Raw genomic sequence first — 21,147 nt, 5'->3', positions numbered from 1 at the left:
CGCGCCCCCCACTTGCACCTGCGCGCTTCCGCTAGAATCGCCGATTGTGACGCGCGCCGCCCCCGGGCGGACCCGGTGAGGAGCCCGGAGGGACACCCCCCCTCCAGCCGCGCGCCCCCGGAGGACCCTTGAGCTACTGGCGCACGACCATCAAACCCCTGCTGGACGACGAGACCGGCACGATCTACAAGCAGGCCCCCGTCCGCGTGACCCTGGCCTTCCCGAACCGCTACTCCGTGGGCATGGCCTCGCTGGGCTACCAGGTCATCTACCGCATGTTCAACCAGGAAGAGGGCGTCGCCTGCGAACGCGCGTTCCTGCCCGACGACGTGGACGCCTTCGAACGCACCGGTCAGGCCCTCCCCACCGTCGAGTCCGGGCGGGACGCCGGGGACTGCAACCTCTTCGCGCTGAGCGTGTCGTTCGAACTGGACCTGACGAACATCATCCGCACGCTGGACGTCGCGGGCCTGCGCCCCCTGCGCGAGGAACGGGACGACAGCGACGCCATCGTCATGATCGGCGGGCCGTTCACGAGCAGTAACCCCTACCCCCTGACGCCCTTCGCGGACATCATCGTCATCGGGGACGGCGAGCAGATCGTGCCCGTCATCAGCGAGGCCCTGCGCGAGGCGACGAGCCGCGAGGACTTCTACGACCTGATCGATGGGATGCCCGGCATCTTCCTGCCCGCGCGGCACGTCCACGAACCCAAGTGGGCCACCGCGCCCAAGGAACTGCTGCCCGCGTACAGTCAGATCGTCACGCCGCACAGCGAACTGAGCAACATGTTCCTCGTCGAAGCCCAGCGCGGCTGCCCGCGCCCCTGCACGTTCTGCCTCGCGCGGACCATGTACGGCCCGAATCGCAACAACCAGGCGCAGGAACTGCTGGACACCATCCCCGACTGGGTCGAGAAGGTCGGCCTGGTCGGCGCGGCCCTCAGCGACTTCCCGCACACCAAGTTCGTGGGCCGCACCCTGACCGACCGTGGCATCAAGCTGGGCGTCAGCTCCATCCGCGCCGACACCGTCGACGCCGAACTGGCCGAGATCCTCAAGGCGGGCGGCCTGCGCACCTTCACCGTCGCGAGCGACGCGCCCAGCGAACGCCTGCGCCGCTGGCTGAAGAAGGGCATCACCACCGAGGACCTCACCAAGACCGCGCACATCAGCCGCGACCTGGGCTTCAAGGGCGTCAAGGTGTACATGATGATCGGCCTCGGCCCCGAGAACGACGACGACATCACCGAACTGATCGAGTTCACCAAGGACCTCGCGAAGATCAACCGCATCGCGCTGGGCATCAGCCCGTTCGTGCCCAAACGCCACACGCCGCACTTCGCCGACCCCTTCGCGGGCGTGCAGACCATCGAGAAGCGCATGAAGCGCATCCAGAAGGAACTGCGCACCACCGCCGAACTCCGCAACGTGTCCGCCAAGTGGGCCTGGGTGGAAAGCGTCATCGCGCGCGGCGGCCCCGAGGTCGGCATGGCCGCCTACCAGATCTACCGGAACGAGAGCATCGGCGCGTGGAAGAAAGTCCTGGAGGAAGTCGGCTGGAGCGACGAATTCGAGGCGAACACCCCCAGCATCGGCCTGCCGCCCGGCCAGTACGAGAGCAGGGACGTCAGCGCCCACGCCCAGGGCCTCGCCATCTGACCCGACCCTCACGAGAAGCCCCCTCCGATTCATCTGGAGGGGGCCTGTTCTACGCTTCGCGGTTGAGGATGTGCCGCACCTCGCCCGGCGGGACGCGCAGCAGGTCCCGGATGACCAGCGGGTACACCGGGGTCGCCTCGATCCGGTCGAAGGGCACCCACTGACACTGTACGTCCGGGTTGTCCTGCACGGTGAACGTCCCGTCCGGCAGATCGGGTGGGGCGGGCAGGTGGTAGCAGAAGCCGATCTCGTGCTCGCGCCGCCCCGGCGGGCCGAAGAAGCTCTCGACGACCCCGACCAGCCGCAGCGCGTCTGCGGTGAGGCCGGTCTCCTCGTGCCATTCGCGCGCGGCGGCCTGCGCGGCAGCCTCGTCCGTCCTGACCGCGCCGCCCGGCAGAAAATGAAAGCCGCTGCCGTGCTCGCCGGGCCCGCAGTTCGTCAGGAGCGTGTCCCCGCGCGTGCAGAGGATCACGGCCCGCACGCTGAACTTCACGCCCCCCAGGGGCAGGCGGATGTCCGTCACGCGCCGACCCGCGCGGCCTCCTCGCGCACGCTGGCCTCCGGATCGGCCCGCAGCGCGTCCCGCACGCTGGGGGAGAGGTCCGCGCGCCCAGCGACGGCCAGCCGCACGCCCTCGTCCGGGTCCCCGGCCAGGACCCCCAGGTCCTCGGGGTCGAGGTTCGGGTGCAGGGCCGCCGCGCGGCGCACCCCGGCGTTCGGGTCGCGGGCCAGCCCAGCCAGCGTCCTGCCCGGGGTGCCGGTCGCGTACGCCACGGCGCGGCGCACCTCCGGGTTCGGGTCGCCCGCCAGCACCTCCAGCTGCGCCTCGCCCAGGTCCGGGCGCACCGCCAGCACCGTCCGCACGCTGGCATCCGGGTCGGTCAGCAGGGCGTCCAGCACCGACGCGGGAATCCCCTCCGCGCTCGCCACGTGCAGGCGGATGTCCGCCTCCGGCGCGCGGGCCAGCGCCAGCACGGCGTCCTCGGGCAGGTCGCTGCGTTCCAGCACGGCGCGGCGGACCGTCTCGGACTCGTCGCCCGCCAGTCGCGTCAGCAGCTCCGCCGGGGCGTCCGGGCGGCGGGCCAGCGCGGCGCGCACGTCCGGGTCGGCGTCCACCTCCGCCCGCGCCAGCCACTCCGCCGGGACCGTCCACGCCTGGAGGGCTGCGGCGCGCACGAGCGGCTGGTCGTTCGTCGCCAGCCACTCCCGCACCGACCGGGGCAGATCCACCCGCCGCGCCAGGGTCGCCAGCACGTCCGGGTCGCCGTCCGCCGCGAGCTGGATCATGCAGTCCAGCGGCAGGTCCAGCCGCCGCGCCACCCCGGCCCGCACCATGCCGTGCGCGTCCCCCACCAGCACCCGCAGCACGTCCCCCGGCAGGTCGGGGCGGGACGCGACGGCCTTGCGCACGTCGTAATCGTCGTCCGCCGCCAGCTGCCGCACCAGCGCCTCCGGCAGCTCGTCGCGCCGCGCGACCGCCTCGCGGATCTGCCACCCGGCGTCCTGCGCCAGCGCCGCCACCCGCTCCGCACTCAGATCAGACCGGCCCGCCAGCGCCGTGCGCACCGCGTAATCCTCGTGCCGCAGCGCCGAATCCACCACCCAGCCCGGCACGCCCGGCGCGTTCAGCAGCGCGATCACCCCGTCCGCCGGGAACACCCCCAGCAGGTTCGGGCGCGCCAGGCGCATCAGCGGCAACCCCGGGTTCGCCAGGACGTCCGCCGGGTACGCCGCCGCCAGCGACCCCAGCACCTCCACCGGCGTGTTCGGATGCCGCGCCACCCGCGCCCGCACCCGCGCGTCCGGATGCGCCGACAGCCCGGACAGCGTGTCCGCCGTCGCTCGCGGCGCACCCGCCGCCTCCAGCGCCCCCTCCACACCCAAGATCGTCAGCGTCCGCGGGTCAAGCTCACCAGTCATCGCAGCGATGATGGCACGGGGGGAAAGGGAAGTGGGGAGTAGGGAGTGGGAAGTGGATGGCCCGTGGGTGGGCGGGTCCGATGCGTGTGGGCAAGGGCGACGTGCACATCAGCCGATCCACTCCCTACTTTCCACTCCCCACTTCCTCCAGCGCGCCCGCCACCGCCCCGTCGATCAGTGCCCGCGCGATGCTGAACGCGGCGGGCAGCGTGGGCAGGTCGGTGACGGGGAACCAGCGGGCGTCGTCGATCTCGCCGGGTTGCGGGGTGATGTCGCCCCCGGCATACTCGGCGGTGAAGCCCAGCATCAGCGAGTGCGGGAACGGCCACGGCTGACTGAACTGGTACCGCAGGTCACGGATCTGCACGCCGACTTCCTCCTGCACCTCGCGCCGGGCGGCGGCCTCCAGGGTCTCGGAGGGTTCCACGAAGCCCGCCAGCGCGGAGTACATGCCGGGCGGGAAGTGCGGGCTGCGGGCCAGCAGCAGTTCGGTGTCCCGGCCCTGCCCGCGCCGGATCAGCACCATCGCGACGGGGGCCACGCGCGGGTACACCGTCAGTCCGCAGTTCGGGCAGCGGCGCGAGCGTTCATGCGCGGCGTCACTCAGGGGCGTGGCGCAGCGGCCGCAGTAGCGGTGCGTGCGCGCGAACTCGATGACCTGCGCGGCGTACCCGGCCAGCCCCATGTGGTGCTCCGGCAGACGGCCGAAGCCGGATCGGACTGGGATCGACTGGAACCCGTCGGGCAGGTCACCTTCCAGCCCGGCCGCCAGATACGACGTGCCGCGCAGGGTGCCCAGCGGCGTCACGTCCACCACGGGCAGAGGAGCCTCGCCCGTCGGAAGGCTGCGGTCCGCGCGCAGGACGAGTTTTGGCCCGTCGAACACGAACCACACCGACCCCGCCTCCGGGGTCAGCGTCAGGGCGACCTCGAAGCCGTCCGGGCGACTGGTGGCGATCATAGTTCCGGTCGAGCGCTTCGCCAGAAGCACTTGACCCGAGCGGATGCGAGATGGAATCGGGCGGCAGCCGGGCGTGGAGTTGACCGATCGGTGGTGTTCCGATTGGTCGACGGAACAGACGGGTGTCGCTTCACGTGTGTTCCTCCAGGCGCAGCACCTCACCGAAGGGGAAGCCCTCGTCCTCCAGGCCGCCGGGCGGCACGATCCACAGGGTGGAGACGCGCGGCGCCTGCTCGGGGAAGTCCCCGTAGCCGTCGGTCAGGTAGATCAGGACGTCCGGTTCATGCTCGTCCAGCAGCCGGAAGATCGGGCGGAAGTCGGTGCCGCCGCCCCCCTGCGGTGGGGGGATCTCGCCGCCGGGCGTCAGGTCGTGCGGGCCGTACGCCTCGGTGTCCGCGTAGTACAGGGTCGCGCGGACGTGCGGGTACGCGCCCAGCACGCCCTGCACCTCGCCCACCAGCGCCCGCACCGCGTCGTCGTCCACGCTGCCGGACGTATCCACCGCGATCAGCGCGGTCAGGGACTCGTCGTCCAGCGCCTCCAGGTACAGGCCGCGCCCCACGAACCGCCGGTCGAACCCCCCGAAATCCACCGGGGTGCGCGCCAGGAAGCGCCACAGGTGCGCGCGCCAGTCCAGTCGCGCCGGGGCGAGGCGCTGCAACTCGCGGTGCTCGCCCAGCGGGTCGTCGCCCTTGCCGCTCATCGCCTCCACGCTGCGCGCCTGCGCCAGCGCCTGCTGCCACTGCCGCTGCGTCTGCCCCGCCTGCCCCGGCTTCTGCCCGCGTGGCGGCGCGTCACTGGGCGGCCCGTCCAGCAGGTCGTCCCCCTCGTCGTTGCCGTCCCCCTCGGCTTCGGCCTCGATGGACGTGTACACCTCCTCGACGCTCAGGCGTTCCAGGTGCTCGTCCCGCCGCGACTGCGGCGGCGTGGGCAGCCCCGCCGCCGACACCATGCCGTTCACGATCAGGTCCGCGGCCTTGTTCCAGCGTTTCTTCTCACGCGGGCCGCGCCGCTCCACGTGCGACAGCGCCGCGTGCAGCACCTCGTGCAGCAGCAGCCCGTCCAGCACGTCCGGCGGCAGGGTCGCGGCGACTTCCGGGTTCACGTACACCCGCTCGCCGTCCGTGCCCGCCGCCGCGACCTCCCGCGACGGCACGAACTCCGCGTGCAGCAGCAGCGTCGCGAAGAACGCCGACCGTCCCCGCAGCCGCAACCGGGAGCCGGAGATCAGGCGCTGGAACTCAGGGGTGACCGGAACGGGAGTGGTCATGGCGTGACCACCGCAGATGGCTGATGGCAGATGGCCGAAGGTGCTATCCGCCATCTGCCATTTGCCTTCTGCTCACTCCTCACGCGCTTTCCGTGAGGCTCAGCGTGGTCTGCACGAGCGTCGCGAGGCGTTCGTCCCGGCCGACGAGTTCCGCGAGGTCCGCGAGTTGCCCGATGGCCTGGAATTTGCTGACGAGGGTGGCGACGTACAGCTGCAGCCATTCGGGTCCGGCGCTGTCGGCGAGCCACGTGAAGGCGTGGTACGCCTCGTCGGCGGTGCTGGCGCGCGCGGCGAGGCCGACGACGGCGGCGTAGCGGACGCTGGGTTCGTCCGGCAGGCGCAGGCCCGCGCCCCGGCCCTCCAGGACGATGCCCAGGTCGGGCAGCTGCTCGTACAGGCGCACGAACGCGCTGAATTCGGCCCCGGCGGCCTCGCCGATGGCGGGCGTGGCGTCCAGTCCGGCGCGGTGCAGGCGGGAGGCCATCTCCCAGGCGCGGGGGCTGGGCCACGCGGGCTGCTGCGGGTCGAGGCGGTGCAGGAGTTCCGGGCGGAACGTCAGGAACGCGATGACGTGCTCGTGCAGGTTCCGGCCCAGGGCGTAGGCGCGCCAGGAGTCGAAGTCCGGGCGGACCGTCAGGTGCAGGAAGCGGTTGGCGAGGGGGGCGGGCATGTCGAACACGCTGGCGCGGTCCTCCTTGCGGTTCCCGGCGGCCCACACGAACCACCCGTCCGGGAGTTCGTAGCTGCCCACCCGGCGGTCGAGGATCAGCTGCTGCGCCATGCCCTGCATGGTGGGCGGGGCCATGTTCACCTCGTCCAGGAACAGGATGCCGCGCCCGCTGCGGGGCAGGAATTCCGGGGGGTACCAGCGGCTCACGCCGCCCCCCTGGCCGTCGCTCTCGGGGACGGGCAGGCCGCGCAGGTCGGTGGGGGCCAGCTGCGACAGGCGCACGTCCACGAAGTCCAGGCCGTGCGCGGCGGCGACCTGCGCCACGACGCTGCTCTTGCCCACGCCGGGGGGGCCCCAGATCATCGTGGCGAGTTTCAGGTCCCCGCGGACGAGGGCGTGCAGGTACGTCTGAAGTTCGGCAGCAGTCAGGCTCACGCGCTGAGGCTACCGCAACGGGGCCGCCCGGCGCTGAGCGCGCATGCAGGCGGCCTTCAGGGTGCGGGGTGGGGTCGGTGGTGTTCCGGCGTGACGTTACAGCGCAACGGTGCAGGTCACGGAGGTGCTGCCGCCCCCCGCGAGGCGTTTCGTACCCTGGATGTCCAGTTTCACGCTGGGCGCATTGCGGCCCCAGGTGGCGTGGAAGTCCAGTTCCTTCGGTTCGGTGGCGGTCAGCGGATCGTCGATCAGCCAGATCACCTGATTCAGGTCCGGCAGGGTCTGATGCCCGAACACCCGGATGGCCTGCGGGGTGGGCGTGAACGAGTACGTCAGGGCCGGACTGGCGAAGGTGTAACTGCCGTCCGCCGCGACCGTCAGCGAACAGGCCGCGCCGCCGAGGGTCTTCCCGGCGTACGTCCCGGCGAGGCAACTGCTCGCGGCGGGGTCCGATGAGGTGTTCACGACCGGGCACGCCGCGAGGCGCGTGGTGATCGCGTTCCCCGGTGTCGGCGTCGGGCCTGGGGTGGAGGTGCCGCCCCCACCGCACGCGGCGAGCAACAGGGGCAGGAGCAGGGCGGTCAGGGAAGCGGGTCTCGTCATGGGGGCCTCGTGGGGTAGGGGACAGGACGCCCGGTCCGCCAGTGCTTCTGGCGGGTCGGGGCTATGGTCGGTGCGGCTCGCGGTGAGGGCTTACTGGGCCTTGGGTGGGCAGAGGCGCATGGGGCAGGTCAGGGAGATGCCGCTGTCGGCCGGTCCGGTCAGGGCGGCGGCGCTCGCTTGCGGAAGGATGAGGGTCAGGGCCAGCAGGATGGTGCGCGTCATGGGGGACCTCCGGTGGTGATCACGGTAGCGGAGGTCCGCTGCGAAAACCCCCGTAGAATTCGTGACATGGCGCACGTTATCCTTGACGATCCGCAGGTGGTTGAGGTGCTGCTGGATCATGACCGCATGCGGCTCCTGACGCCTTTCATGGCGGCGCCGATGACCATCGCGCAGGCGGCGGAGATCACCGGGAGCCCGCCGACGTCCCTGGGGTACTGGGTCAAGCGCTTCGTGCGGCTGGGGCTGGTGCGTGAGGTCGGCACTCGGCGTCCGGGGGTGTTTCAGGCGGTGTCGAACGAGTTCATCGTGGATCCGTCGCGGGTGATGCCGCTGGAGGAGATGCTGTCGGGCGTGCAGCGTCCCTCGTGGGAGCGGATGCTGCGCGGGTACGCGCGGGAGTACGGGCGGTTGTCGCCGGACTGGCTGCTGCGGTTTCACGTGACGCCCGAGGGGGTGCTGACGCGGCGTGAGTTGACCCGCGAGGAACTGGAGCGTCCGGGGGGTCCGGCAGCGCAGCGGCCGCTGGGGGAATGGGCGCTGCTGCGGCTGTCGCGGGAGGACGCGCAGGCGTTCCGCGAGCGGCTGTCCGGGGTGGTGCAGGAGTTCCTGGCCCGCTCGTCGGAGCTTGAGTCGGACAGCGTGTATCTGGTGCATGTGGGGTTGACGCGGGACCCGGTGCACGGGTGATGTGCGCGGGCGCGGCATCCGATATACTTTGACTCAGTCTAATTTTTCGTCCGAGTACAGTTAAGCCATTCCGACCGAAGGAGTTGCCCCCTTGCTGCCCCTGATCCACAAACTGCTGTTCTTCCTGTTCGCCCTGATCGCCGGTGGCTTCGGCGCGTGGGGCTTCTACCGCCTCTACCGCCGCGTCGCGCGCGGCGCGCCCGCCAGCGAGGACCGCACCGGGAACCCCGTCCAGCGCGTGATGTACGCCATCCGGGTCAGCCTCACCCAGGAGCGCACCTTCCGCCGCCGCACCGCCATCAGCGTGCTGCACAGCTTCATCTTCTACGGCTTCGTGTACTACCTGCTGGTCAACGTCGTGGACGGCCTGGAAGGTTACCTGCCGTTCCACATCTACTCCAAGGACAGCCCGCTGCTCGCCGGGTACAACTTCCTGGCGGACCTGCTCAGCATGCTCGTGCTCGTGGGCGTCATCAGCCTGCTGATCCGTCGCCTGTTCCTGCCCAGCAAGCGCGACTTCCGCTTCACGGACAAGACGCTGCTGCACCCGCTGCTGAAGGCGAACTACATCCTGCGCGACAGCCTGATCGTCTCGTCGTTCATCACCTTCCACGTGGGCAGCCGCGTGCTCGGCAACGCCGCCAAGATGACCGAGGAAGCCCGCGCGCTCGGCGGGTACGACACCTTCCAGCCATTCAGCAGCGCCCTGGGCCGCCTCCTCTTCAACGGCGCCAGCGAGCAGGCCATCGAGGGCTGGCGCGTCTTCGGGTACTGGGGCGCGCTCGGCAGCGTCCTGGCATTCCTGGCGTACTTCCCGTTCACCAAGCACATCCACATCTTCATGGCCCCCCTGAACTACGCCCTGAAGCGCCCGGTCGGCAGCGGCGTCCTCCCCCCCATGAAGGGCCTGGAGGAGGCGATGGAGGCCGAGGAACCCAAACTGGGCGTCGAGAAGTTGGAAGACCTGGAATGGCCGCGCCTGCTCGACGCGTACTCCTGCATCCAGTGCAACCGCTGCCAGGACGTCTGCCCGGCCAACGCGACCGGCAAGGCCCTGAGTCCCGCCGCGCTGGAGATCAACAAGCGCATGGAACTGAACGTGATCGGGTCGCACCCCAGCCCCTTCACCCTGAAACCCGCGCCCTTCGAGGGTGGCGCGAGCACGGCGCACCCCCTGCTGGAATTCGCCATCAACGAGGAATCGGTCTGGGCCTGCACCACCTGCGGCGCCTGCATGCAGGTCTGCCCGGTTCAGGACGAGCAGATGCTCGACATCATCGACATCCGCCGCCATCAGGTCATGGTGGCTGGTGAGTTCCCCCCGCAGCTGCAGACCGCCTTCCGCGGCATGGAACGCGCCAGCAACCCCTGGGGCATCAGCCGCGACAAGCGCATGGAGTGGGCCGAGGGCCTGAAGGTCCCCACCATCGACGAGAACCCGGAACCCGACGTCATCTACTGGGTGGGCTGCGCCGCCAGCTACGACCCCGGCGCGCAGAAGGTCGCCCGCAGCTTCGTGCAGCTGCTCGACAAGGCGGGCGTGAACTACGCCGTGCTGGGCAAGAAGGAAGCCTGCACCGGCGACAGTGCCCGCCGCGCCGGGAACGAGTTCCTGTACCAGACGCTGGCCCAGGAGAACGTCGAGACCCTGAACACCGTCGCGCCGAAACTGATCGTGGCGACCTGCCCGCACTGCATGAACGCCATCGGCAACGAGTACCGTCAGCTGGGCGGCGACTACCGCACCATCCACCACACCGAGTACCTCGAGACCCTCGTGGCCGCCGGGAAGCTCCCCATGGAGCGGCTCGCCGAGAACGTCACGTACCACGACCCCTGCTACCTGGGCCGCCACAACGGCGTGTACGACGCGCCCCGCAGCCTCATCACCAAGATGGCGGGCGAGGTGCTGGACCTGGAACGCAGCCGCGAGAACTCCTTCTGCTGCGGCGCGGGCGGCGCGCAGTTCTGGAAGGAAGAGGAAGAAGGCAGCGAGCGCATCAGCGACAACCGCTTCCGTGAACTCCAGGCCCGCCTGGACGGCGCCAAGGCGGCCAGCGACGAGTTCGAGCAGACCGGCAAGGTCGTCGCCGTGGGCTGCCCGTTCTGCAAGGCGATGATGAACTCCACGCCCGAGAAGCAGAAACGCGACGACATCATCGTCAAGGACGTCGCGGAACTCATGCTCGAGAGCGTGCAGCGCGCCGACGGCACCTGGCAGCAGGCTGCTCCCACCGGTCCCGTGGCGGACGCCACCCCGCTGGAACAGCCCGAGGTCGTCAGCGCCCCCAACGCGCAGACCCCCATGGAGCGCACGGGTGACCGCCCCGGCGCCGGTGCCCCCGCCGCCGTGGTCGGCGAGACGAGCGCCGCCGTGATCAATGCGCAGCCCGGCAGCCCCGACGCCACCCAGGGCACCCAGCCCGAGGCGCAGGCCGCGCACCCCGAGGCGACCGCCCGCAAGAGCTGGAAACTCAAGGCGGCGGGTGCCGACGACGTGGCGCCCACCGCCCCTGCCCCGGCTGCTGCCCCTTCCGCCGACGCCCCGGCCCGTAAGAGCTGGAAGCCCAGAGGCGGGGACGACGTGAGTGCCGCGCCCGTCACGCCCGCCCCTGCGACCGAGACTGCGGCTGCGGTGCCCACCACCCCGGCGGCCGACGCACCGGCCCGCAAGGCCTGGGCGCCGAAGGCGAAGGCGGACGACGTGAACCCCGCCCCCGTCGCTCAGGCCGAGCCTGCTCCGGCCGCACCTAGCACGGACGCCCCCGCCCGCAAGGCCTGGGCACCCAAGGCCAAAGCCGCCGCAGAGGCGGCGCCCGCCCCGGCGGCCACCGAGCCCACCGCACCTGCCGCGCCGAGCGAGGCGGCCCCCGCCGCAGGTGAACGGAAGAAGTGGGCGCCGAAGAGCCAGCCGGTCGGTGCCGCGCCCGTGACGGAGGCAGCCGAGCCGACCTCCCAGCCCGCGATCACGCAGCCCGCGCCCGCTCCCGCCGTGACGCCGGAAGCCGCGCCTGCCCCGACTGGCGAGCGGAAGAAGTGGGCACCGAAAGCCGCGGCGGCCCCTGCGCCGGACGTGCAGGCTGCCGCCCCCGAACCGGTCGCCGCGCCCATCACGGAGCACGTGCACCTCGAACAGGTCGGGGAGAACCTGCTCGAGGAAGGGCAGGGGGCGACGAGTGAACCCGGCGCCGGTGGCCGCAAGAAGTGGCAGCCGAAGAAGAAGTCCGAGTAACGACCCTGCCAGCGGACCGCCCCACATCGGGGCGGTTTCGCGTCCTGGTTGTCTGCACCGGGTGCAGGGTCACGGTAGTATGAGGGAATGACCATTGCGATCGTCACGGATTCCACGAGTGACCTGACGCCGGAACTGCTCGCGCAGATCGGCGTGAAGAGTGTGCCGCTGTACGTGCTGTTCGACGGCAAGATGCACAAGGACGGCCTGGAGATCAGACCGCAGGACATCTTCACGGGCCTGAAGGCGGGCAAGAAGACGCCCAGCACCAGCCAGCCCAGCCCGGCCGAGTTCGCGGCCGTGTACACCGAGGCGCTGCAGGTGGCCGACGAGGTCCTGAGCCTGCACATCAGCGGGCAGATGTCCGGAACGGTCGGCAGCGCCCGACTGGCCGCGCAGGAGTTCGGGGGGAAGGTCACGGTCGTGGACAGCCGCTCGGTCAGCATGGGCCTGGGCCTGCGCGTCCTGCGCGCCGCCGAACTGGCCCACCAGGGCCTGAGCATGGACGAGATCGTGCGGCAGCTGGAGGCCGCGGCAAGCAAGGCCGATATCCGCTTCACGGTGGACACCCTGGACTTCCTGCGGATCAACGGGCGCATCGGGGGCGCGCAGGCGCTGCTGGGCAGCCTGCTGAACATCAAGCCCATCCTGGTCGTCAAGGATGGCCGCGTGGACTCCGGCGGGCGTGTGCGCGGCCACAAGAAGGCCATGGCGGACCTCGTCGAGCACGTCCGGAAGTACACGGCCGCGCACGGCAGCACCCGCGTGGCGGTCATGTGCACCCCGGGCGGCGAGGAGTACGTCAAGGAGGTGCGCGCCGGTCTGGCGGGCCTGGCGTTCGAGGACATGGGTGACCACATGATCGGCGCGGTCGTCGCGACCCACGCGGGGCCCGGCACGGTGGGCGTGACCCTGGAGCCCGTCACGGTCTGACGTGAGGGCCCTGTCCTACCGGGCCGCGTGGTGGCTGCCCGCTCTCCTGCTGGGCTGCGCCCAGCCCGCCCCGGTGCGCGAGGGGCACGTGACCCTGCAACGTCAGCCGGTGCCCGGCGAGGACCGCCCGGGCCAGCCGCAGGTGACCGCCGCGCCGCTACGGGACGACCGGGGCTGCCTGACGCCCGCACCCGCTGTCCCCAAGGCCCCGCCGCCCCCGCATCACCTGAGCGGGCAGCTGGGCCTGTGGGTGGCCGAGATGGACCCGGTGACGCTCTCGGTCCGCCGCGCGGTCGCCACGAACCCGGACAGCGTGTTCCCGCTGGCCAGCACGTACAAGCAGGCGGTGCTGTGGGCGCTGCTGCGCGGCATCGACGCCGGGCGGGTGTCGCCGCGGGAACGGTTCGACGTGACCCGGCAGAACCAGTCGCTGGGCAGCTACCCCTTCGACGGGTCGGACGTCCGGACCCTCTCGGAGCGCATGATCCGCAACAGCGACAACACCGCCACCGACATCCTGCACCGCCGCGTGGGCCTGAACGCCGTGCAGGACGTCGCCGACCGCCTGGGCCTGTGCCGAACGCGCTTGATCCTGCCCACGAAGGCGTGGTGGGTCGCGCAGACCGGCCTGTCCGCGACGTTCAACGGCACGGCCCGCTGGGTGGGCGCCCGCGGCGACGAGCAGCGCCGGATCGCCGCGCTGATCGACGGGGACGCCCAGCGCTACCGCGCCGATTACGTGCAGCGCAAACTGAACGACCACTTCGACCACCGCCGGGACGACGCGCTGGACGCCCAGGTGTACAACCTCAGTACCCCGTACGAGTTCGGGACGCTCGTCGCACAGGAGTTCCTGCGGCCCGACCTCTCGGACGCGTCGCGCCGCTGGCAGCGGGACGTCATGGCGCTCGGCTACGGGAAGTCCGCGTTGACCCTCACGCACCAGAAGCGCGTGCGGTACGTGGGCGCCAAGGGCGGCAACGGCTGGCAGCTGCTGACGTACAGCGGGTACATCGAGACCACCGACGGGCACCACCTCGTGTACGTGTTCATGCAGCGCGGCGCGGACCAGACGTACACCATGCCGAACACCCGACGCGCCTTCGCGTGGATCAACGCGGCCCTGCGCGACGTGCTGGCCCGGCCGCCCACGCCCTGACCCGCCCCGCCTGAAGGTTCCCCGCGTGTGAGGAACCTGTGCCGCGCCCCCCACTACCCTGAACGCATGCCACAGGGGACCGCGTGACACACCAGGAGGTGAACAGCCCGCTGCGCCCGCCGCCCGGGTCACTCGAACGTGACCTGGCGGCGCTGGAAGCCGGGATGTACCACACCCCGGAGGTGACGGCCGGGCAGATCGGCGCGCTCCTCGCGCTCGCCACGCAGCGGGGCGACACCCGCGCGCAGCTGCTCGCGAACCTGCTGCTGGGCGGCTGCGCGCTGTATACCGGCCGCCTGCCGGACGTGAAGGCGCACCTGGACGCCGCCCTGACCCTGGCGCGGCAGGTGGACGACCCCCTGATGCAGGCCCGCTGCCTGAACGGCCTGGGCCTGTACCACGACCGCGTCGCGCAGTACGACCTGGCGCTGCAGGCCTTCCTGGACAGCCTGCGCCTGACGCAGGCCAGCGGGGACGACACCGGGTCGTTCCGGGCGCTGAACAACCTCGCGGCGCTGTACACCACCACCGGACAGCTGACGCAGGCGCTGGCGTTCCACGACCGCGCGCAGCAGCTCGCGCAGGTGCTGCAGTCGCCGATCATGCTGGCGTCCTCGACCACGCACCTGATCCTCATCCACGACCGGCAGGACCACCCCGCGCAGGTGCTGGACCTCGCCGGGGCGCACCTCCCCCTGATCCGGCAGGTCGGCCCGCCCCGCTGGGTGAGCACCGTGCAGGAATGCGTGAGCCGCGCCCTGCTCCGCCAGGGGCACACCGCCCGGGCCCTGACGGTCGCCCTGACGGACCTGGACGCCACCCGCGCCCGGCAGGACCGCGAGGGCATCAGCCGCCTCGCGTGCGCCGCCGCGCTCGCCCACCTGACCCTGGGCAACCTGGAGCAGGCCGGTACGCTGCTGCGCGAGAGCCTCGAATGCTGCCGTGAGGTCGGCAGTCGCCCCGTCGAGATCCTGGCCCTGGACGGACTGGCACGCCTTCACGAGCAGTCCGGCGACCACTGGGCCGCGCTGACCTACGCGCGCGAGCACCACGCGCTGGAACGCGCCGTGCACGAACACGAGGTGGACGCCCGCTCGCAGCTGCTGACCGCCGAGATCCGCCTGGAACTCCTGAACCGCGAGGCGGAGATCGAACGGCTGCGCAACGTGGACCTCGCCCGCGCGAACCGGCAGCTGCGCGACACGCAGGCGGACCTGCTGCACCGCGCCACGCACGACCCCCTGACCGGCGTGAGTAACCGCGCGCACTTCCATCAGGTCACCACCGACACCCTGCGCGCCCTGGGCGGCGGCGACAACGCCGCGCTGATCTTCATCGACCTGGACCGCTTCAAGACCGTGAACGACACGCTCGGGCACCCCGCCGGGGACAGCCTGCTGCAACAGGTCGCGCGGCGCCTCCAGAGCGTCGTGCGCAGCAGCGACCTCGTCGGGCGGGTCGGCGGGGACGAATTCACGGTCCTGCTCAGCCGCGTCAGCGCCCGGCAGGACGCGACGCTGGTCGCGCAGAAACTCGCGGACGTGCTCGCCGAACCCTTCGACCTCTCGGGCAGTCGCGTGACCATCACCGCCAGCATCGGCTGCGCCGTCGCGCCCTCCGACGGACGGGACGCCGAGGCGCTCCAGCAGCACGCGGACCTCGCCATGTACCGCGTCAAACGCAGCGGCGGCAACCAGGTCCTGCACTTCGAATCCGCCATGGGCGAACCCGGCGACCGGCAACTGCTGGAACGGGACCTGCGCGGCGCCCTGGACCGCCAGGAACTGCGGCTGCACTACCAGGGCCGCTACGCCGTGCGCGGCGGGACCCTCGCGGGCTTCGAGGCCCTGATCCGCTGGCAGCACCCCGAACGGGGCCTCGTGCCGCCCGGCACGTTCATCCCGGTCGCGGAGGACACCCGCCTGATCCTCCCCATCGGCGAGTGGGTGCTGCGCGAGGCGTGCGCCCAGGCGGTCCGCTGGGCGTTCCCGCAGCGGGGCCTGGGCATGTCCGTGAACGTCTCGCCGCTGCAGTTCGACCTGCCGCACTTCGTGGACACCGTCCGCGCCGCCCTGCACGCCACCGGCCTGCCCGCCCGGCACCTGATCCTGGAGATCACCGAGAGCCTCGTCATGCGGGACCTGGACCGCGCGCAGTCGCACGTCACGGAACTCAAGGCGCTGGGCGTGCAGATCGCCATGGACGACTTCGGCACCGGCTACAGCAGCCTGAGCATGCTCGAATCCCTGCCGTTCGATCAGCTGAAGGTCGACCGGTCCTTCACGCGGCACCTGAACGGCGACCGCGAGCCGCGCGTGACGGCCCTGATGGGCGCCATGATCCAGCTGGCGCAGACCCTGAACATGACCGTCACCGTCGAGGGCGTCGAGGACGACGCGCAACGCGACCGCCTGCGCGACCTGGGCTGCGACCACATCCAGGGGTTCCTGCTCGCCCGGCCCCTCCCGCCCGAGGCGGCCGAGCAGCTCCTGCCCGCCGCAGCGCCCGCCGGAAACCCACCCACGCGCTGACCCGGCAGGTGCAGACGACCCCCGGCAGTGGACCTGGACCGGAGCCCGTATCAGTGGGTGCCCGGCGCCGCCGGACGCCAGCCCAGAGCCCAGCTGACCGCGTCCGCCTCGTCCCGCAGGAGGCGCAGCAGGGTGTCCCCCCGCAGCCGCGCGGTCGGAACGCTGACGCCCAGTGCCGCCAGCACGGTTCCGCCCGGCCCGCGCACCGGAACGGCGAGCCCGGACGTGCCGGTCGCCCACTCGTCCTGCGTCCGGGCGGCGCCCTGCGCGCGGATGCCCGCCGCCTCGGCCTCCCACGCGGCCGCGACGGTCACGGTGTGAGGCGTGAACGCAGCCGCACCCGGCGGGAGCGGGCGACCCGCCAGCGCCAGCAGCAGCTTCCCGCTGGCCGACGCGTGCGCGGGCAGTTCGAAATCCAGTTCCCCAGCCACGGGCGGCCCGCCCCTGCCCTGCACGCTCCGCGCGATGCACAGCACCCGCCCCGATCCCGCGTCCAGCACGCTCAGGAACGCCAGGGCGTGCCCGGCCCGCGCCACCCGCTCCATGGCCGCGTGCGCCGGGCCGTACCAGGGCAGACTGCCGTACAGCGCACTGGAGAGTTTCAGCAAGCGCCACCCCAGCCGGTAGCGGCCCCGCCCCACCCGTGCCAGCAGACCCGTCTCGCACAGAGCCAGCAGTTGCTCGTGCAGGGTGCTCGTCGGCACGCCCAGCTGCCGGGACAGGTCCGACAGGCGCCACTCGGTGTGATCCGCGTCGAAGGCACTCAGCACGTCCACCGCGCCGGACAGCAGGGAAGAGGAAGCCACGCGCGCAGGATGGCACGATTCCGGTCAGGCCGGAAAGTGCGGTTGCGGATGGCAGAGGGCAGATGGAAGATGGCGGCACAGAAACGGGCGGTGAGGGCTGAGTGATGGGCTGTGAGCAGGACAGCTCGCGCCGTGGCCGATGCATTCGCTTGCCTCACCGCTCACGGCCCAGAGCCCACCGCCCCCCGGAGGACTTCCCATGACCCAGCCCACCACCGAACCCGCCCCCGTCATCCGCGCCCCACGCGGCCCCCACAAGACCGCCAGAGGGTGGGTGCAGGAGGCCGCCAAGCGCATGCTGATGAACAACCTCGACCCGGACGTCGCCGAGCACCCCGACACCCTGGTCGTGTACGGCGGGCGCGGCAAGGCCGCCCGCAGCTGGGAGGCCTTCCACCGGATCGTGGAGACCCTGGACCGACTGGAGGACGACGAGACGCTGCTCATCCAGTCCGGCAAGCCCGTCGCCGTGCTGAAAACGCACGAGTGGGCACCGCGCGTGCTGCTCGCCAACAGCAACCTCGTGCCGCACTGGGCGAACTGGGAGACCTTCGACCAACTCGACCAGGCGGGCCTGATGATGTACGGCCAGATGACCGCCGGAAGCTGGATCTACATCGGCACGCAGGGCATCCTCCAGGGGACTTACGAGACCTTCGCCGGGGCGGCCCGCAAGCACTTCGGCGGCAGCCTGAAAGGCACCATCACCGTCACCGCCGGACTGGGCGGCATGGGCGGCGCGCAACCGCTGGCCGTGAAACTCGCCGGGGGCGTCAGCATCACCATCGAGATCGACCCCACCCGCATCCAGAAACGCCTCGACACCCGCTACCTCGACGAGGTCGCCACGAGTCTCGAAGACGCCATCGCCCGCGCTGAGAAGTACAAGGCCGAGGGGGTCGCCCGGTCCATCGGCGTGCAGGGCAATGCCGCCGACCTCGTCCCGCAGCTCGTGACGATGAACTGGACCCCCGATCTGATCACCGACCAGACCAGCGCGCACGACCCCATGTGGGGTTACCTCCCCCCGGTCAGCGCCGACGAGGACGCCAGCCGGCTCCGCACCGACCACCCCGACGAGTACAAGCGCCGCGCCTACGACGCGATGGCCGCGCACGTCCGCGCCATCCTCGAACTCCAGAAACGCGGCGCGGTCGCGTTCGACTACGGCAACAACCTCCGCCACCGGGCGCAGGAAGCCGGCGTGGAGAACGCCTTCGACTACCCCGGGTTCGTGCCCGCGTTCATCCGCGACTCCTTCTGCGAGGGCCGCGGCCCCTTCCGCTGGGTGGCGCTGTCCGGCGACCCCGAGGACATCCGCGCCACCGACCAGGCCCTCCTTGACCTCTTCCCCAACGACGAACGCCTCCAATCATGGCTCACGTACGCCGCCGACCAGATCGCCTTCCAGGGCCTCCCCGCCCGCATCTGCTGGCTCGGGTACAAGGAACGCGACCAGGCCGCGCGACTGTTCAACGAGATGGTCGCCGACGGCCGCCTGAAAGCCCCCATCGTCATCGGCCGCGACCACCTCGACGCCGGCAGCGTCGCCAGCCCCTACCGCGAAACCGAAGCCATGCTCGACGGCAGCGACGCCGTCAGCGACTGGCCCCTCCTGAACTTCGGCGTCGGCATCGCCTCGGGCGCCAGCTGGATGAGCTTCCACCACGGCGGCGGCGTCGGCCTGGGATTCAGCCAGCACAGCGGCCTCGTCATCGTCGCCGACGGCACCGAGCAGGCCGCACAGAAACTGTCCCGCGCCCTGACCAACGACCCCGGCATGGGCGTCATCCGCCACGCCGACGCCGGATACGACCACGCCCTGACCGTCGCCCGCGACCGCGGCCTCGACCTCCCCAGCCTCGGCATCGAAGACCACACCAAGGGCGGGCAGTGACCCAGCCCACCCACCTGCCCTACGGCGGGATTGCCACATTCGCCCGCGCGCCCATCGTGCAGCCTGATGCTGCCTGGACGGCGGACGTGGCGGTGCTCGGCATTCCTTTCGACATTGCCCTTGGCTTCCGCCCTGGCGCGCGGTTCGCCCCGCGTGCACTGCGGGAGGCGAGCCTGCGGAGCGCGCCGCCCTTCACGGGCCTGGACGGCGTGACGAGGCTGGCGGGCGTGACCTTCGCGGATGCGGGGGACGTGGTGCTGCCCAGCCTGGAGCCGGAACTCGCGCGGCAGCGGATCAGCGCGGCGGCGGAACTCGTGCGGGACCGGTGCAGCCTGCCGGTGTTCCTGGGCGGCGACCACAGCGTTAGCTATCCGATCCTGCGGGCCTTCGCGGGCGTGCCGGACCTGCATGTGGTGCAGCTGGACGCGCATCTGGACTTCACGGACAGCCGCAACGATACCCGCTTCAGCAACAGCAGTCCGTTCCGCCGCGCGTGCGAGGACCTGCCGAACCTCGTGCACATCACGACGGTCGGTCTGCGCGGGCTGCGCTTCGACCCGGAAGCGGTCGCGGCGGCCCGCGCCCGTGGGCACGCCCTGATCCCCATGACGGACGTCGCGGGCGACCTGACGCGTGTGCTGGAGCGGCTGCCGCGCGGGAAGAACGTGTACCTCAGCGTGGACGTGGACGGCTTCGACCCCAGCGTCATTCCCGGCACGAGCAGTCCCGAACCGGACGGCCTGACGTACGCCCAGGGCATGACGATCCTGACGGAAACGGCGCGGCACAACACCATCGTCGGACTGGACGTGGTGGAACTCGCCCCGAACCTCGACCCCACCGGGCGCAGCGAACTCCTGACCGCGCGACTGATCATGGAGACACTCTGCGAGGTTGGACTGGAGACGCGCCATGACTGAGACGCTGTTCACGAACATCAGCCAGCTCGTCACGCCGGGCGTGGGCGTGCAGCGCGGCGCGGCCATGCGCGACCTGACCGTCATTCCCGACGCCGCGATGCTCTTGTCGGGCGGCGTGGTCCGCTGGGTCGGCCCACGCGCTGACGCTCCCGGCATGGTGCAGGAGCATGACCTGGGTGGCGTGGCGGTCGTGCCGGGATTGATCGACCCGCACACGCATGCCGTGTGGGCCGGGGATCGCCTCGCGGATTTCGAGGCGCGCGTGCAGGGCGTCCCGTACGAGGAGATCCTGGCGCGGGGCGGCGGCATCCGCAGCTCCATGCGGGCGACCGGGGCGGCGGGCGTGGAGGAACTCGTGACCCTGGCCCGACCACGCCTCGAGGCCCTGCGCGCGTCCGGAGCAACGACCACCGAGGTCAAGAGCGGGTACGGCCTGGACTTCGACGCTGAACGGCGGATGCTCCAGGCAGTCCGTGCCCTCCAGTCTGAATTCGGGCTGGTGCCGACCCTCCTCATTCACGTGCCGCCCACCGGGGGCCGCGCGGAGTACGTGCAGGCCGTCTGCCACGACCTCATCCCCGGCGTGGCGCGCGAGGGGCTGGCGACGGCCGTGGACGTGTTCACCGAGCGCGAGGCGTTCACGGTGGATGAAACGCGCGCCATCCTCCAGGCTGCGAAGGCACATGGCCTTCAGACGAAGCTGCACGCCGATCAGTTCCACGCCATCGGCGGCACGGAACTGGCGTGCGAGCTGGGTGCCCTGAGCGTGGATCACCTGGAAGCCAGCGGCCCGGCGCAGATCGCCGCGCTGGCCGCGTCGAACACCGTGGCGACCATCCTCCCCGGCGTGACCCTGCACCTGGGTCTGCCCGCCGCGCCGGGCCGCGCCCTGATCGACGCGGGCGCGGCGGTCGCCGTGGGCACCGACCTGAACCCCGGCTCGTCGCCCGTGTTCAGCACGCAACTCGCGCTGGCCCTCGCGGTGCGCCTGTGCCGCCTCACGCCCGCCGAGGCGCTGACCGCCTGCACCGTGAACGCCGCCGCCGCCCTGGGCCTGCAAGGGCGGGGTGCCCTTGCGCCCGGCCAGCGGGCCGATTTCCTCGCCCTGCACAGCCCCGACTGGCGCGACCTGCCCTACACCCTCGGCGCAAATCCGGTCCGGAACGTGTTCGTCAGCGGAACTTCTGTCTGAGCCATCTCTATCAACCATCAACCATCATCCATCAACCTTCCGAAGGAG

General features: G+C 71.3%; 17 protein-coding genes. 9 read left to right on the top strand and 8 right to left on the bottom strand.

The genetic code is table 11. The annotated features are described in order from the left end of the window. The first annotated feature begins 128 nt into the window (after positions 1 to 128). Positions 129 to 1,661 (top strand): B12-binding domain-containing radical SAM protein, encoded by a 1,533-nt coding sequence (locus tag DEIGR_RS08970; protein WP_058976648.1) that lies wholly within the window; start codon positions 129 to 131, stop codon positions 1,659 to 1,661. Positions 1,662 to 1,710: 49 nt separating this feature from the next. Here DEIGR_RS08970 and DEIGR_RS08965 read toward each other — a convergent pair whose 3' ends face one another. From DEIGR_RS08965 to DEIGR_RS21480, 7 genes are all read right to left on the bottom strand, one after another. Then, complete coding sequence (locus DEIGR_RS08965; protein WP_058976647.1) at positions 1,711 to 2,184, bottom strand: NUDIX domain-containing protein; 474 nt, start codon at positions 2,182 to 2,184, stop codon at positions 1,711 to 1,713. Then, positions 2,181 to 3,581 carry a hypothetical protein gene (locus DEIGR_RS08960; protein ID WP_058976646.1) on the bottom strand — a complete coding sequence of 467 codons (1,401 nt, stop codon included), beginning with the start codon at positions 3,579 to 3,581 and terminating at the stop codon, positions 2,181 to 2,183. Before DEIGR_RS08960 ends, DEIGR_RS08965 begins: the two co-directional genes overlap by 4 nt. A gap of 124 nt (positions 3,582 to 3,705) precedes the next feature. After that, complete coding sequence (nudC, locus tag DEIGR_RS08955; RefSeq protein WP_083523983.1) at positions 3,706 to 4,542, bottom strand: NAD(+) diphosphatase; 837 nt, start codon at positions 4,540 to 4,542, stop codon at positions 3,706 to 3,708. Positions 4,543 to 4,672: 130 nt separating this feature from the next. Next, on the bottom strand, positions 4,673 to 5,812 hold the full coding sequence (locus DEIGR_RS08950; RefSeq protein WP_058976645.1) for a vWA domain-containing protein: 1,140 nt from the start codon (positions 5,810 to 5,812) through the stop codon (positions 4,673 to 4,675). Between the two features lie 79 nt (positions 5,813 to 5,891). Then, the gene (locus DEIGR_RS08945; protein WP_058976644.1) at positions 5,892 to 6,917 is read right to left on the bottom strand and encodes an ATP-binding protein; all 1,026 of its coding nucleotides are present in this window, start codon (positions 6,915 to 6,917) and stop codon (positions 5,892 to 5,894) included. 96 nt (positions 6,918 to 7,013) lie between these two features. Continuing rightward, the gene (locus DEIGR_RS08940) at positions 7,014 to 7,520 is read right to left on the bottom strand and encodes a hypothetical protein (protein ID WP_058976643.1); all 507 of its coding nucleotides are present in this window, start codon (positions 7,518 to 7,520) and stop codon (positions 7,014 to 7,016) included. 90 nt (positions 7,521 to 7,610) lie between these two features. Continuing rightward, on the bottom strand, positions 7,611 to 7,742 hold the full coding sequence (locus DEIGR_RS21480; protein WP_269083793.1) for a hypothetical protein: 132 nt from the start codon (positions 7,740 to 7,742) through the stop codon (positions 7,611 to 7,613). Positions 7,743 to 7,808: 66 nt separating this feature from the next. Here DEIGR_RS21480 and DEIGR_RS08935 point away from each other — a divergent pair, with 66 nt between their 5' ends. From DEIGR_RS08935 to DEIGR_RS08915, 5 genes are all read left to right on the top strand, one after another. Beyond that, entirely contained in the window at positions 7,809 to 8,429 is a 621-nt protein-coding gene (locus tag DEIGR_RS08935) for a helix-turn-helix domain-containing protein (RefSeq protein ID WP_058976642.1), read from the top strand. A 91-nt stretch (positions 8,430 to 8,520) separates the two neighbouring features. Further along, positions 8,521 to 11,661: a heterodisulfide reductase-related iron-sulfur binding cluster gene (locus DEIGR_RS08930; RefSeq protein WP_058976641.1), complete on the top strand. Its 3,141-nt coding sequence runs from the start codon at positions 8,521 to 8,523 to the stop codon at positions 11,659 to 11,661. Positions 11,662 to 11,748: 87 nt separating this feature from the next. After that, positions 11,749 to 12,594, top strand: coding sequence for a DegV family protein (locus DEIGR_RS08925; protein ID WP_058976640.1), 846 nt, complete (start codon positions 11,749 to 11,751; stop codon positions 12,592 to 12,594). Position 12,595: 1 nt separating this feature from the next. After that, positions 12,596 to 13,753 (top strand): serine hydrolase, encoded by a 1,158-nt coding sequence (locus tag DEIGR_RS08920; protein ID WP_083523982.1) that lies wholly within the window; start codon positions 12,596 to 12,598, stop codon positions 13,751 to 13,753. A gap of 83 nt (positions 13,754 to 13,836) precedes the next feature. Further along, a complete protein-coding gene (locus DEIGR_RS08915) occupies positions 13,837 to 16,284 on the top strand; it encodes an EAL domain-containing protein (RefSeq protein WP_058976639.1) in 2,448 nt (815 codons plus the stop codon). A gap of 50 nt (positions 16,285 to 16,334) precedes the next feature. Here DEIGR_RS08915 and DEIGR_RS08910 read toward each other — a convergent pair whose 3' ends face one another. After that, complete coding sequence (locus DEIGR_RS08910; protein ID WP_058976638.1) at positions 16,335 to 17,090, bottom strand: IclR family transcriptional regulator; 756 nt, start codon at positions 17,088 to 17,090, stop codon at positions 16,335 to 16,337. Positions 17,091 to 17,289: 199 nt separating this feature from the next. On the opposite strand from DEIGR_RS08910, the gene hutU reads away from it, so the two are divergent. From hutU to hutI, 3 genes are read left to right on the top strand one after another with little or no spacing between them, the layout of a single operon-like run. Then, entirely contained in the window at positions 17,290 to 18,987 is a 1,698-nt protein-coding gene (gene hutU / locus DEIGR_RS08905) for a urocanate hydratase (RefSeq protein ID WP_058976637.1), read from the top strand. Next, complete coding sequence (locus DEIGR_RS08900) at positions 18,984 to 19,907, top strand: arginase family protein (protein WP_058976636.1); 924 nt, start codon at positions 18,984 to 18,986, stop codon at positions 19,905 to 19,907. The genes hutU and DEIGR_RS08900 overlap by 4 nt, the downstream gene beginning before the upstream one ends. Next, a complete protein-coding gene (hutI, locus tag DEIGR_RS08895; protein WP_058976635.1) occupies positions 19,900 to 21,099 on the top strand; it encodes an imidazolonepropionase in 1,200 nt (399 codons plus the stop codon). The genes DEIGR_RS08900 and hutI overlap by 8 nt, the downstream gene beginning before the upstream one ends. Positions 21,100 to 21,147: the final 48 nt, after the last annotated feature.

The organism is Deinococcus grandis (assembly GCF_001485435.1).
Taxonomy (GTDB): domain Bacteria; phylum Deinococcota; class Deinococci; order Deinococcales; family Deinococcaceae; genus Deinococcus; species Deinococcus grandis.
This window is presented reverse-complemented; position numbering and strand designations above follow the sequence as displayed.

Coding starts and splice junctions, on each gene's coding strand:
- DEIGR_RS08960 (WP_058976646.1), bottom strand. CDS start 3,581: ATGACTGGTGAGCTTGACCCGCGGACGCTGACGATCTTGGGTGTGGAG.
- nudC (WP_083523983.1), bottom strand. CDS start 4,542: ATGATCGCCACCAGTCGCCCGGACGGCTTCGAGGTCGCCCTGACGCTG.
- DEIGR_RS08950 (WP_058976645.1), bottom strand. CDS start 5,812: ATGACCACTCCCGTTCCGGTCACCCCTGAGTTCCAGCGCCTGATCTCC.
- DEIGR_RS08940 (WP_058976643.1), bottom strand. CDS start 7,520: ATGACGAGACCCGCTTCCCTGACCGCCCTGCTCCTGCCCCTGTTGCTC.
- DEIGR_RS21480 (WP_269083793.1), bottom strand. CDS start 7,742: ATGACGCGCACCATCCTGCTGGCCCTGACCCTCATCCTTCCGCAAGCG.
- DEIGR_RS08935 (WP_058976642.1), top strand. CDS start 7,809: ATGGCGCACGTTATCCTTGACGATCCGCAGGTGGTTGAGGTGCTGCTG.
- DEIGR_RS08925 (WP_058976640.1), top strand. CDS start 11,749: ATGACCATTGCGATCGTCACGGATTCCACGAGTGACCTGACGCCGGAA.
- hutU (WP_058976637.1), top strand. CDS start 17,290: ATGACCCAGCCCACCACCGAACCCGCCCCCGTCATCCGCGCCCCACGC.
- hutI (WP_058976635.1), top strand. CDS start 19,900: ATGACTGAGACGCTGTTCACGAACATCAGCCAGCTCGTCACGCCGGGC.